This window comes from Paenibacillus xylanexedens (assembly GCF_017874615.1).
In the GTDB taxonomy this organism is placed as follows: Bacteria; Bacillota; Bacilli; order Paenibacillales; family Paenibacillaceae; genus Paenibacillus; species Paenibacillus xylanexedens.
In genome coordinates this window covers 184735-198358 of sequence record NZ_JAGIKV010000012.1, presented here as the reverse complement: position 1 = coordinate 198358, position 13624 = coordinate 184735, and the positions used below count along the sequence as shown (strand labels likewise).

Genomic DNA, 13624 nt, shown 5'->3' with positions numbered 1-13624 from the left:
CTTCCATTTTACCAAGGAAAGGCTTCTTTTTGTTTTACAATTTGGAAAACAGGTCTGTCCCTAGCCATTTTTATGACTTATGGGACAGCCCCTTCTGACATAAAGTTTCCTATTATAAATTTTCTTTAACCTAAAAGGTTCTGATTCATCAATCCTTAATTAAGGGTTCTATTGGGATGAAGTGCACGAGCCATTGCATCCATATAACCCTGAACAGTGCGTTGACTCACTTCTGTTTCTGGAGCAAGAATTTCAAAAAGGTGGAAGCAACCGGGATAGAGGTGAAATTCAACATCCACTCCTGCTTGTGCTAGTCGGGCCACATACTCCATCGTCTCGTCCCGGAATAGATCGAGCTGACCTACACAAGTATAGGCTGGCGGCAATCCGGCCAAGCTCTCTGCTCTAGAAGGTACTGCATAAGAAGAACTTTCAATGACATCGTTCTCCTCACCAAGGTACATATTCCAAGCAGCTACGTTGTCCGTTCGGTTCCAGATTGAACCCTCTTCTGTAATCTCATGACTAGATGGCGTGATGTTACGATTATCTAACATCGGGTACAATGGCATTTGGAAGATGATAGACGGACCTCCTTTATCACGTGCCATCAGCGCGAGTGCTGCTGTCAGTCCTCCTCCACCGCTAGCACCGGCAATTGCAACCCGATTCACATCAATGCCAAGCATTGTTGCCTCCTCCGTCATCCATACCAATCCAGCATAACAATCTTCAATCGCCGCAGGATAAGGATGCTCAGGAGCGAGCCTATAATCCACTGATACGACAACACATTCTGCTGTCTGAACAAAACGTTCGCACAATTTGTCGTCCATATCTGGATGTCCTAACACGTACCCGCCCCCGTGAATCCATAACATGGCTGGCAGTAAATCATTCGTTCGATCGGCAGGCTCATATATTTTGACCAGCATCTCACCTCCATCTCTCGGAATTTTCCGGCTGGTTGTGTTTACATGCTCTGATTTTCTCACCGATGCAGCCGATACTAAGTCTCTGCTCCACTCTAAATTTTTCTCCAACTCAAACCCTGGAAATTGTGAATAGACCTCTTTTAATTCTGGTAATATACGTGTCTCAATACTCATGATAATTCCTCCAAATATAATAATGAATTCGTTCATTTATGTTTATTAGTTAATTCTTATCTCATTTCAGCTTCCCACTTGGAAATTTCCTCTCGTACTCGCGGTGCAACCTCTTTACCGAGCAATTCTATAGCCCGCATTACCAACTCATGTGGCATCGTGCTTAAGGGAACATACATCATGAAACGTGTAATTCCTACATGCTTGCGAAGATGAATAATTTTTTGAGCAACTGTTTCCGGATCCCCTACATACAACGCACCATTAGAGCTGCGGGCAGCATCATAGCTGGAACGATCATAATATGCCCACCCCCGCTCTTTGCCGAGTTTATTCATGCCGTACTGAGTGGACGGGAAAAAGAGTTCTGCGGCCTTTTCTGTATCTTCTGCAACAAATCCGATAGAATGTGAACCTACCCGAAGCTGCGATACATCATGACCAGCATGAGTTGCCGCCTTTTTATACAGTTCTACAAGTGGCGCAAATTTCGTTGGATTTCCACCGATAATTGCCAGAACTAGTGGCAGACCTAGAATTCCAGCACGTATGGCAGACTCCTGAGTACCTCCGCTACCGATCCATACAGGTATAGAATTCTGAACAGGACGCGGGTATACCCCCAGATTATGTATCGCTGGTCGATGGCCTCCATTCCATGTTACTTTCTCGGATTCCCGTAATTTAAGAAGCAGTTCAATGTTTTCATTAAATAAATCCTCGTAGTCATGCAGGTTATAACCAAACAGTGGGAAGGACTCAATGAAGGAACCCCGACCCGCTATAATCTCGGCACGTCCATTGGAGAGACCGTCAAGTGTGGCAAAATCCTGAAACACACGGACAGGATCTGCTGAAGATAGGACCGTCACAGCACTTGTCAATCGAATCCGTTTTGTGAGGGGCGCGGCAGCGGACAACACCATTGCTGGTGAAGATGCTGCATAATCATCACGATGATGCTCACCTATGCCAAACACATCAAGTCCTACCTGATCTGCAAGGACGATTTCTTCAACGACTTCTCGCAATCGCTGAGCGTGACTCATCACAACTCCGGTCTTAGTATCAGGCTTTGTTTCTACGAATGAAGTAACACCTATTTCCATAATTAATCTCTCCTTATATTTTCTTTCCTTAAGAGGAATGCTCAAGACAACGGATTAAAGCCGTCCAATCCAACTCACCATAACCATGGGTAATTCCTTCAGAGAGGTGTTGATGAATAAGCTGACCTAAAGGTAGTGGAGCTTGAACTGACTTGGCTGCCTCGATAGCTAATGCAACATCCTTTAACCCGAGCTTCATATTAAAACCGGCTGGTTCAAACCGCTGTTCGGTCATGATCGCGCCATAGTTCTGATATACCGGAGATTGAAAAAGAGCATTCACAACATCCATATATCGGGATGGCTTAATGCCGTGCTTTTCAACCATGAGCTGCGCTTCCGACAATGCTTCTAGCATTGAAGCAATTAGAAAGTTAACGCCTATTTTGACAATGTTACCTTCTTCGCCATAATCCCCAATCTCAAATATCTCTTGACCTAGTACTGTTAACATGGGAAGTACTCGTTGTCTTGCATGTTCCGGACCAGCTAAAATAATGCGCAATGTAGCTGCTTTAGCTGCATCCGGGCGCCCCATTACGGTGGCAGACACAAAATGTTGGTGTCTCTCCGCATGCAAAGCGGATAATTTCCTAGCCAGATCTACGCTGATTGTACTGGCAGATACGTGAATTCCATTTTCAGATAATCCGTTCAGAACTCCATTTGGTCCCTCAACAATTTCTCTCAATGCAGCATCATCAGATAACATGGTAATTACAAGATTGCTTTCTTTCGCTGCCTCTAGTGGTGTTTGGACATACCGTGCTCCCTGTTTTATTAATGGTTCAACTTTTTCAGGGGTCCGATTAAAGATGACTAATTCATAACCCGCTTTCAACAGGTTTTGTGCCATTGGAAGCCCCATATTTCCAAGTCCAATAAACGATACCTTCATTGGTTGCATCTCCTTATTGTTGATGGATTGTTTCTATAACGGAATGAATGTTCCGGAATGATTAAAAAAATTATGGTCTTACAGATACTCTTCAAATGGCACCTTCAAAATATGAGGAATATAATAACGGAACAATCATTCCAATATTGCTAAAAAAAATTATATCCCTGCAATTACAAAGCTAATCATCTCTTTTGCACGTTCTGGATTTTGACCTGTTTTGGCCATAATATTTATGCTTTGATGTAAATTCAGCAATAAATAAGACAATGTTTTGATATCTGTTGTTTTATCTATCTCTCCCGATTGTTGGCCCTTCTCCAAAAGCTCACAAAATGCTTGTTCCAAATCCGAAAAACTAGTCTGTATCAAGACATTTATCTGTTCATCTGGTGACTCCAATGTTGTAGCTGTATTCGTTACAAAACATCCGCCTGGTAGGCTGGTATCGTATGCCGAAGCAATATGATACTCAAAAAATTGAAGAATTCCATCTCTTACGTTTGATGCTTGTTCAAGAATAGTCTGCTTATTGGAACTCCCTTTTTTATAATGCTCCAGGGCATCTCTGTACAAGGTTTGCTTGTCGGAAAACGTATCATAAAGGCTGGATCGGCTAATGCCCATCACTTCTAGTAAATTTGGTATGCTAGCAGCCTCGTATCCTTTTTTCCAAAACAACAACATTGCTTGGTGTAACGCTTGATTTCTGTCAAATTCTTTAGTCCTGGCGATAAGTAACACCTCCCGTTTCAGAAATATAACATATCTGAACTGATCAGTCCAGAAAAAGAATCTTGCAGATTGTTGATCGTTATTGAAAATTTATCCACTAAAGAAATATATATGCTATATTTGATAGGTAACTTAAAACATATTAAGGAAAAGAGGATGTTCTATGAAAAAAGTCTTTTTATCTTGTCTTGCCATGCTCATATTTTTGATTCCATTTTCTCCTGTGACTTCTGCCAGTGGAGATCGCCTGATTTATGACACGATGTATAATGTCGCTGGTAGAGGGTTAGTGTCAGACAATAATAGATTTTCGTTTCAATTTGATAACTGGGGCGATGCGCAGCTCTGGGATGTCAAGACACGTACAATGCTATGGAACTCCAAGACTAAAGACATGAGAATACATAAACTCCAGATTAGATATTTCAGCGGGAAGTTGGAAATATCAGATCCGCAAAACACACCTTATTGGACGTCGGATAATTTGGCGTGGGCTAAGGCATGGTATGGAGCAGACAATGTACCAGCTAATCTTAGAGGTAATGTGCTCATCATGCAAAATGACGGAAATCTGGTACTGTACAACAACGAAAATCCGGCCATAGGCTGGTATCCTGTCTGGGCTTCCAATACAGGTGGGCATTAGACACCATAACAGTAATTTGTTAATGGATTCATGCTCTAATCTATCATGATGATGTAATGTGATTCTCGTTATAACTTTGTTATACACCAAAAAGATCTCTTGAGCAGTGAATGCTGAAGAGATCTTTTTTTATTTTACTTATAACCGATAATTGCATCTCAAAAAAGCCAAGTACTGAAAAGCAAGAATTACCCATCACTGAAATTACACTGGATCTGGAGTTCCAGCCCTGCTTCTCGATTTCTTAAATAGCAGTATGGCAAGAAGTAAAGCAATTCCTACAGCTCCGAACCCCAACCAATTTAAGTACAGGACAGACGTACGACTGATCACAATCCCACCTAATCCAGATCCCAGTGCAAAACCAAATTGGATAAATGACGTATTTACGCTAAGGGCAATGTCGGGATTACGAGGTGCCAGTGTAACCAGATATAGTTGCTGGGCCGGAGATATGCTCCACGTTGCTAACATAAAAATCATTAAAACTAAGATTAACATCATAAGATTAACTCCAGCTAGAGCAAACAAAAGAAGAGTTGCGCCTTGTAACAGAAGGCCTAGACAGATTGTAAACTTTGATCCCTTTGCATCTGCCAATTGTCCGCCCACTTTTGATCCGACAAAGCTGCAAATTCCCGCGAGAAACAGAACACCGCTTATCTCGGTCATGGTAAGAGTGGATGTAGCTTGCAAGAAAGGCGTAATATACGTGAACAGTGTCGAATAGCCGCCGATATACAATAATGTAATAAGCAAGGCAGTCAGAATGAGTGGATTTTTCAAAATGGAGAGCTGCATTCTGAGGGTGATCTTTTCTTCCTCTTTGATTGCCGGAACCTTTTTGTAGATAATAAGTAATGGAAGAACACTTAACAATCCAATGAATATAAATAGAACTCTCCATCCAAACATTTCACTAAAAAATGTGCCCAATGGGACACCGAGCACTAGCGAACTGCTTAGCCCCATCAAAATGATGCCGATGGCATTGCCCCTTTTTTCTTTTTCAACCAGTCGTGTCGATACGGCCATTGCTACTACGGTAGCCACTCCTCCGCTAGCCCCTTGAATAATTCGTACCCATAGTAAAGTTTCGTAAGAAAGGTCAACAAGCATAAGTCCGTTGCTGGCAATAAACACACTGAGGGCGGACAACAGTAACTTCTTGCGATCCATATTTATTGTAATTGCAATGAGAATCGGAGCGATAATGGCCGCTGCCAGAGCGAATACAGTCACCAGTAAACCCACTTCGGAAGTAGATACGCTCAAGTCTGAGGCGATCATTTCAATGACTCCTGTAATAATGTATTCAAGGGTTCCGATCAGAAAAACAGCCAATGCCAAAATATATATAATCCATTTATTTTTCACTTTAATCCACTCCGTCTTCTTCAGTTATCTATTTAGTATTGGAATTTGTATTTCTATAAATTGTGCATCTTGTTCTTGAGATAAGGGTAAGTATAACTCCCTACCAGCTTCGTTCTCCTTGATCTGATAGTTATTCTTCTCAATCCATGTAGCTAGATGAACGCAGGCTTTACAGGCAAAGGTGGCATTGGAACGATAAGCTATGGTGGCCATCATGGGCTCAGCAGGAAGAGTCCGCAGTTGAAATGGGTCGGGAGATGATCGCAGCTCACAGCTTAAGAAGTAACCTATTTCAAACTCGAACTCTTCCTCTTGTCCTGCGATTTCTTTCCACAATACAACCTGAGGTCCGTCGATCAGTTGGCGCATTTCTTTTGTTACTGACTGATCAAACTGACGAAACAAACTCGGGATATCCTCTTCCCTCCCGCACCCTGTCTGAAAAAGAAACTGCCGAGCCCCTTCCTCTTTGATTCGGATTTCTTGCCCAGTTTCGACGTGCCCCTCTTCCTCTATAAGCTGCATGCGTTCCTCAATCCGGACGAGTTTGGCCTGTTCCGTATCGATAATCTGCTGAATTTCGCTTCTTTTTAGCTTAAACATGCCTTGAATATTCTCCAATGTAATATGTTCCTGTAACAGCTGTGTAATTTGTGGCAACGTGAACCCCAATTCTTTATAAATGAAGATTCGGTTAAGCTCGAGAAGCTGATCTGCGGAATAGTAACGGTAACCCGTATCGTGATCTACCTTTCTCGGCTTAAGTATGCCAATCTGGTCATAATAACGCAGTGTTTTTAATGAGACCCTACTTAGCTTGGAAAACGCACTGATTTTGAACAACATATCATCTCCAATCTTTTAACATAATGCGAGTATATAGTTTCCCGTACAGGGGAAAGTCAAGGGTATATATGCTTCTCATTTGCCTAGCTAAATCAACCACCGTCCTTGTCATCACTCTATGTTGCTGTTAAATGTAAGTCAAAGAACCGTTTCTGAATGAAACGTTCATTATTTTTGAACAAAAAAATGCCACGCATGGTGGCATCCTCTCGGTACTCATTCAATTTACCTGCTCAGCATTACTAATTTTTTTAAATAAACAGATTATGATTGGCTTGTGATGCTTGTCCAAGATAGTAACCTACACCACCAATTTTGACTTGATCTATTAATTCTTCACGCTGAATTCCCATTAAATCCATAGACATTTGGCAGGCAACGATCTCTACTCCTTGTTCAATAGCGCTCTCTATCAATTCTTCCAACGAAGGCACATGATGTTTTTTCATCAAACCACGAATCATCTTCGGGCCTGCTCCGAGCATATTCATTTTGGACATGCCCAGCTTCTGGCTCCCGCGAGGCAGCATCATATCAAACATAAGGCCGATCATGGTTTTGGATAACTTCTGCGACTGCTGCTTACGAATAATACTCAATCCCCAAAATGTGAAAAATAGGGTTACTTTCCGTCCGCTAGCTGCTGCCCCATTTGCAATAATGAGTGAAGCGATCGCTTTATCCAGATCGCCACTGAAAACAACCATCGTGCTGGCAGGATCGCTGATGGGGGAATCCGATACGGGTTGTGCTGTATTTTTACCAATAACAGACTCAATTGTACCGCCTTTCAGCCTTTCCAACTGCAAGATTGTGGAACCTGACATCGTGGCCCATGCTTTGACATCTTCATAGAAGCCTGGATCGGAAGCTTTCACACGAAGGGTTTCTCCGTTTGAGAGTTGATCCATTTTCTGCTTAACCTGAATTAGCGGACCAGGACAACTTAATCCGCATACGTTCAACTCATGATCAATACGTTGCGGCTGTGTTGAGGCAGTGGGAATAGACTCCTTTTCCTTAGCGTCTATCAGAGGATCATGCTGCTCTTGTTTTACAGCAGTAAATGGAGCAGGCTTAAACTGGGCTTGACGGTATGTTTTATAACCACCACTCAAGTTTTTTACGCTAAAACCATGCTGACGCAAAATTTGCGAAGCTGTGTAACCACGTAAGCCGACTTGACAGTATAGCCAGATTTCTTTGAATGGGTCTAATTCATGTAATCGTTGACGAAGCTCATCAACTGGAATAGAGAGTGAATCCGGAATATGACCATTTTGATGCTCAATTTCACTGCGTACATCCAGAAGTATCGACTGCCCCGGCTGACGATCAGCCAGTTGATTATAGGTGAACGTCTGAACACGTCCGGTAATCATATTCTCTGCTGCATATCCAGCCATATTTACGGGATCTTTGGCAGAAGAATAAGGTGGCGCGTAACTCAGTTCAAGCTCTGTCAAATCCCGGACATGTCCTCCGAAATGAATGGCTACAGCAATATCATCAATTCGTTTATCCACTCCATCATAACCGACTGCTTGTGCGCCTAAAATTCTACCTTCCGGAGTAAACAGCAGTTTAAGCGTAATTGCGCTTGAACCCGGATAATACGATGCATGAGAAGCAGGGTGTACGATAACGGTTTGATATTCCACGCCGAGACGCTGTAGTGTTTTCTCATTACTGCCTGTCGTGGCTGCGGTCATTCCAAAGACTTTGATAATGGACGTACCTTGTGTTCCTTTATAGGTAGAAGGAAGCCCTGCGATACGATCGGCAACAATACGGCCTTGTTTGTTGGCAGGTCCGGCAAGTGGTATCGTTGCCTTCGTACCATGAATGGTTTCCGTTACTTCGATCGCATCCCCAACAGCGTAGATATGTGGCACACTGCTTTCTAAAGCTTCATTTACGATAATATGTCCACGTGCACCCAGCGAAACGCCGCTATCTTTCAAAAAATAGGTGTCCGGCGTTACGCCTATCGCAAGAATAACCATGTCAGCAGTCAACGTGTGACCATCCGCAAGTTCAACCCCTATGCCCTTCTCTAGGGAATGAAATCCCTGAACACGTTTGGAAAACAGCAGGTTCACACCGTGATTCTCCATTTCCTGTGCCAATGCGGCTGCTAACTCGATATCATAGGGTGTGAGTACTTGTGCGTTCCCCTCAATCAGCGTTACATCCAGACCAGCTTCCTTTAAATTCTCAGCCATTTCCACGCCAATAAATCCACCGCCTATGACGATCGAAGATTGGTTGTTAGAAGAATTTACCTGGTCTTTGATCCGATCAATATCTGGAATACTTCGTACGGTATAAATTAGCGGATTGTCCTTACCCGGCAGATCGGGAATGATCGGTTTTGCACCTGGTGACAATATCAACTCGTCATAGCTTTCTTCATATGCACCGCGCTCCTGAGATTGTATCTTAACCACTCGCTTCTGCGAATCAATAGCTACGACCTCACTTCTTGTACGCACATCGATACGAAAGCGATCTGCCATCCCTTTTGGCGTTTGCACCAGCAGACGCTCTCGATCATCGATTGAGCCACCTACATAATAAGGCAAACCACAATTGGCAAATGAGATGTAGGGTCCTTTCTCAAAGATAATAATTTCAGCATGTTCATCCAAACGGCGAAGACGTGCAGCTGCAGATGCACCTCCAGCTACACCGCCAACAATAAGTACTTTTTTGGTCATGATTCACAATCATCCTTTTCAAACAAAGTTTTGATAATCTGTTCAACCCGTTGATCGGCAAGCACATAGTTCACTTCAAGACCATTCCGCTCCGTAGCAACAATACCTGCACTACGAAGCTTCTGGAGGTGTTGTGAGACTGTTGATTGGGGAAGATCCAGACATTCCTGAATATAAGAAACATTACATTTTTTTTTCATCATCAGTCCCCGCACAATGCATAAACGAATGGGGTGAGACAAAGCTTTCAGCAGATTAGCTGGTTCATCGAACTGTTTAATGTTATTGCTGTCAAAAGCGGGAGTGTTCAAAAGTATTCCTCCTAAATCGTTATATCGTAATAATACGTTTTATTGATTTGCTTGTCAAATGTATTCTGGAGTGAATACGTTCAATAAGTTCCATACCCGCTCAACCCTACGGCTTTGCTTGTTCCAGGTGGATGATAAAAATGCCTGCCAAAACCGCTAAAAGCGACATTTGACAGGCATTCATGCTGTATCAGGTATTCATAAAATAGCGATTCAATTGAACGTCTTCTGTTAGAGTATGACAGGCTGAATCAGTCCGTCCTTACCAAAAAGAAGCGGGTCCATACATATTTCGCGGTGATAACCCTTTCCAGAGGAAAATCTGGACAGTGGCGTGACAAAACGGTGATAGGCAATCCGGTATTGACCGGTTTCATTTTCATTAAATATACAGTGATGACCTGTGCCCAGCATGCCCTTCTCCACATTTTTGCTCAGGATTGGGTATCGATAGGTAATTGGACCGTATAACTGCTCTGACGTACCGTAATTCACATGATAGTCTTCGCTGCCTGTATCATCACAGGACCACGTAAAGTGGTATAGTCCACCCTGCTTCAACACGGTTACCGCCTCACGAAAATCATGCAAGCCCACCAGATTGCTCATTGTGTCCTCCACGACACTTATCATGTCTTCACCAAGCTCCACAATGGCAGAATGTCCATTGCCAAATAGCAGATAAGGTCTTCCATCATCTTCGACATAGATGGAAGGATCAATAGCCTGACCCATGGTGATGCCCAGACGTTTCAACTGCTCCATTGTGATTAAAGGCTGTGACTCGGCCAGGAATGGACCAATCGGTGTATCTGCTACAGCAACGCCAATGGCACTCTCGCCGTTCAGCATTTTGCCACAGAAATAAAAATAGAACTTTCCGTTACGGCTAGCAATTGCCGGTGCCCAGGCATTACCGGTTGCCCAGGCTACATCCTCTGTTCCCAGATCAAGGATAACACCTTCATCTTGCCAATGCTTCAGGTCTGAAGAAGAAAACACCTTGAACTGTGTCCCCGACCACCCCTCGAAGCCATCTGTTGTCGGATACATATAGTAACGATCCTCAAACTGTGCGACATCAGGATCGGCATATTGTCCGGGAAGCACCTGATGACCATCCCCAAAAGCCGCGAGAAGCCGGCTGCACTCCTCAGCTGTGATTGGCAGGACACTTCCATGCCGCTTTTGAGTCGTTCCCATATCGAATTCACCATCAGGGACGATTCGGAATTCTCCACTTCCCAGATCTGTAGTCAGCAGAGGAAGATAACCCTTGCCTTCAGCAAATCGATCAACAATCAGGCACCACTCCTCCCGGTCATTGAATTTAAAGATTTGAGGTCCCTCCACACCTGCCACAGCCTCCAGTACCGGGGCTTGAAGCGTAACAAACGCCCCTTTGTCGAGAGAGTCTCCTTTTTCTACACGTATGTTTTTGGTTGTTTCATCCTTGGAGTATCGATAATAAGAGCCATCCGCAGGAAGAATCGTTGTATCTATAATATGATTATCCCGCTCAATGTATTTTTCCGATGCAGAAAACGTACGAAAGTCTTTTGTGCGAGCGCTGTATATTTTTTGCTTTCGTTCTTGCTCTTGAGGTTCCTGCGTCGCAGAAGCCCAGAATACAAGAAACTCATCTGTTATTTCATCATACACAGCTTCTGGTGCCCAGACACATCCAGCGCCCTCCAAACCTAGTGTAACGTTCCATGGGGATGACCAGTTTACGAGATTGCTAGATTCCCATACAATTACGTCACGGCTCCCGGCATTAACGGCATGAGTCCATCCTTTGCCGCTTGCGATGCGAAGATCCGTAGCAATTAGATAAAATTTATTTTCCTTGACTGAACGAACCAGAAACGGGTCCCGTACCCCCTTTTCTCCAAGGTCGGAAAACAGCACAGGCGAGCCGCCATTAAGATCCTTCCAGTGAAGGCCATCCTCGCTATAGGAGAAATAAACCTGCTCTCCGTCTGGTTGTTCGCCAATAAAATGTACAAAGAGATACCCATCATAATTTTGAGTTGTTTTGGTCAATGGTAAAGAGCCTCCTGAAAATGAAATTGATTGTATACTAACAGTAATATAAAAATGAAAGCGTTCTACTTATGTTGTATCATACTTCAAAAACAGCGGGATGAGTATATTTTTGTAATCTCGTATGTAGAAGATCATGTGAATCTTTCGCCGGAAACATATGTCCTAATTGGAATGTTTGACTTGCTCCTCATGCAAAAAAAATTAAAGTTATCGCCGTATTTGTTTAATTTACATCAGGTATACAAAGTTCTTGGTGTTCATTTACATATAAATGCTAATCTTCTTAATGATGAACAAATGAATATAGATTCATGCATTCATTTTTGTTGTTGAGATATTACGAGGAGGAATCATTGTGAAATTATCCAAAAGAGTATTACCAGCGGTAGCGCTGACTCTGGCTGTATCAGCTTCTACTCTCTTGTCTGCAGGACAAGCAAGTGCGGTTCAAGCTGTAAGTGTGGAGAAAAAACAAATCAAGAACATCATCTTCCTCATTGGGGATGGCATGGGGACCTCTTATACTTCCGCCTACCGTTATATGAAAGATGATCCTTCGACGAAGGGCATGGATAAAACCGTATTCGACCCTTATCTGGTTGGAGCACAAATGACCTATCCGGATGATGATAAACAAAATGTGACGGATTCCGCTTCCGCAGCAACGGCTATGTCCGCGGGCGTGAAAACATACAATGCGGCCATTGCGGTTGACCCTGAGCAGAAGGAAGTCAAAACCGTACTTGAGCAGGCCAAAGAAAACGGCAAGTCCACCGGACTCGTGGCTACATCGGAGATCACTCATGCCACACCAGCTGCATTTGGTGCCCATGATATCAGTCGAAAAAATATGGATGCTATTGCGGACGATTATTATGATGAGTTGATTAATGGCAAGCATAAGGTGGATGTACTTCTGGGTGGAGGGAAATCCAATTTTGTACGCGAGGGTCGTGATCTGACGAAGGAGTTCCAGAAGGCAGGATTCAGCTATGTGACGGATCGTTCCTCTCTCCTTGCTGATAAGAATCAACAAGTTCTTGGACTGTTTGCGGACGGAGGGCTGGACAAGTTGATTGATCGTACTGCTGCAACTCCATCATTGGCTGAGATGACCAATACAGCGATTGATCGCCTCAGTTCGAACGACAAAGGATTCTTTCTAATGGTCGAAGGCAGCCAGATCGACTGGGCAGGACATGATAATGATATCGTTGGCGCGATGAGTGAAATGGATGATTTCGCAGCAGCATTTCAGGCAGCTATTGATTTTGCCAAAAAAGACGGTGAAACACTTGTCGTAGCTACTGCCGACCACTCCACGGGCGGACTTACGCTTGGAAAAGACGGAGAATACAACTTCTTCGTAGACCCAATCAAAGCTGCACTGCGCACACCTGACTTCATGGCAGCACAAATTGCAAAAGGTGCTTCGGTTGAAGAAACACTGAAAAGTTATCTCAAACTGGAGTTGAAACCGGAAGAGATTCAATCGGTGAAAGAAGCAGCCCAAAGTGCAGATGTAACAAAGATTGATAATGCCATTGAAGCAATTATTGATAACCGTTCATTTACGGGCTGGACAACAGGTGGGCATACAGGTGAAGATGTTCCGGTCTATGCCTACGGCCCGGCAAATCATCGCTTCGCCGGTTTGATCGAAAACACAGATAATGCCAAGATCATATTCGATATTCTCAGCAAGCATCAGTAAAAAAAATCCCCAATAAATTTTGGGTAATCTTTGAAAAAGCTTAAGCCCTTCTCTCCATTGGTTGCCGATGGAGACAAGGGCTTTTAATTGATCATTCGTGTACTTGACGA

11 protein-coding genes are annotated in these 13624 nt (G+C 43.4%); 2 read left to right on the top strand and 9 right to left on the bottom strand.

Annotated features, from left to right (window positions below; genetic code table 11):
- Nucleotides 1–155 precede the first annotated feature (155 nt).
- From J2Z28_RS17250 to J2Z28_RS17235, 4 genes are all read right to left on the bottom strand, one after another.
- Nucleotides 156–1109, bottom strand: a complete 954-nt coding sequence (locus J2Z28_RS17250) for an alpha/beta hydrolase (RefSeq protein WP_211083434.1) — start codon at nt 1107–1109, stop codon at nt 156–158.
- A 56-nt stretch (nt 1110–1165) separates the two neighbouring features.
- Entirely contained in the window at nt 1166–2218 is a 1053-nt protein-coding gene (locus tag J2Z28_RS17245) for an LLM class flavin-dependent oxidoreductase (protein WP_211083433.1), read from the bottom strand.
- A gap of 28 nt (nt 2219–2246) precedes the next feature.
- Entirely contained in the window at nt 2247–3116 is an 870-nt protein-coding gene (locus J2Z28_RS17240) for an NAD(P)-dependent oxidoreductase (RefSeq protein ID WP_211083432.1), read from the bottom strand.
- A 159-nt stretch (nt 3117–3275) separates the two neighbouring features.
- On the bottom strand, nt 3276–3860 hold the full coding sequence (locus J2Z28_RS17235) for a TetR/AcrR family transcriptional regulator (RefSeq protein WP_342357512.1): 585 nt from the start codon (nt 3858–3860) through the stop codon (nt 3276–3278).
- A 154-nt stretch (nt 3861–4014) separates the two neighbouring features.
- Between J2Z28_RS17235 and J2Z28_RS17230 the strand changes: the two genes are divergently transcribed.
- Complete coding sequence (locus tag J2Z28_RS17230) at nt 4015–4497, top strand: hypothetical protein (RefSeq protein ID WP_211083431.1); 483 nt, start codon at nt 4015–4017, stop codon at nt 4495–4497.
- Between the two features lie 204 nt (nt 4498–4701).
- Here J2Z28_RS17230 and J2Z28_RS17225 read toward each other — a convergent pair whose 3' ends face one another.
- The 5 genes from J2Z28_RS17225 to J2Z28_RS17205 all read right to left on the bottom strand — a co-directional run bounded on the left by J2Z28_RS17225 (nt 4702) and on the right by J2Z28_RS17205 (nt 11797).
- Nucleotides 4702–5874 carry an MFS transporter gene (locus J2Z28_RS17225; protein WP_211083430.1) on the bottom strand — a complete coding sequence of 391 codons (1173 nt, stop codon included), beginning with the start codon at nt 5872–5874 and terminating at the stop codon, nt 4702–4704.
- A gap of 24 nt (nt 5875–5898) precedes the next feature.
- On the bottom strand, nt 5899–6717 hold the full coding sequence (locus J2Z28_RS17220; protein ID WP_211083441.1) for a MerR family transcriptional regulator: 819 nt from the start codon (nt 6715–6717) through the stop codon (nt 5899–5901).
- A 254-nt stretch (nt 6718–6971) separates the two neighbouring features.
- Complete coding sequence (locus J2Z28_RS17215; RefSeq protein ID WP_211083429.1) at nt 6972–9440, bottom strand: FAD-dependent oxidoreductase; 2469 nt, start codon at nt 9438–9440, stop codon at nt 6972–6974.
- On the bottom strand, nt 9437–9751 hold the full coding sequence (locus J2Z28_RS17210) for an ArsR/SmtB family transcription factor (protein ID WP_211083428.1): 315 nt from the start codon (nt 9749–9751) through the stop codon (nt 9437–9439). Before J2Z28_RS17210 ends, J2Z28_RS17215 begins: the two co-directional genes overlap by 4 nt.
- A gap of 231 nt (nt 9752–9982) precedes the next feature.
- Nucleotides 9983–11797 (bottom strand): glycoside hydrolase family 43 protein, encoded by a 1815-nt coding sequence (locus J2Z28_RS17205; RefSeq protein ID WP_211083427.1) that lies wholly within the window; start codon nt 11795–11797, stop codon nt 9983–9985.
- Between the two features lie 352 nt (nt 11798–12149).
- Here J2Z28_RS17205 and J2Z28_RS17200 point away from each other — a divergent pair, with 352 nt between their 5' ends.
- Nucleotides 12150–13514 carry an alkaline phosphatase gene (locus tag J2Z28_RS17200; protein ID WP_415841486.1) on the top strand — a complete coding sequence of 455 codons (1365 nt, stop codon included), beginning with the start codon at nt 12150–12152 and terminating at the stop codon, nt 13512–13514.
- Nucleotides 13515–13624 lie beyond the last annotated feature (110 nt).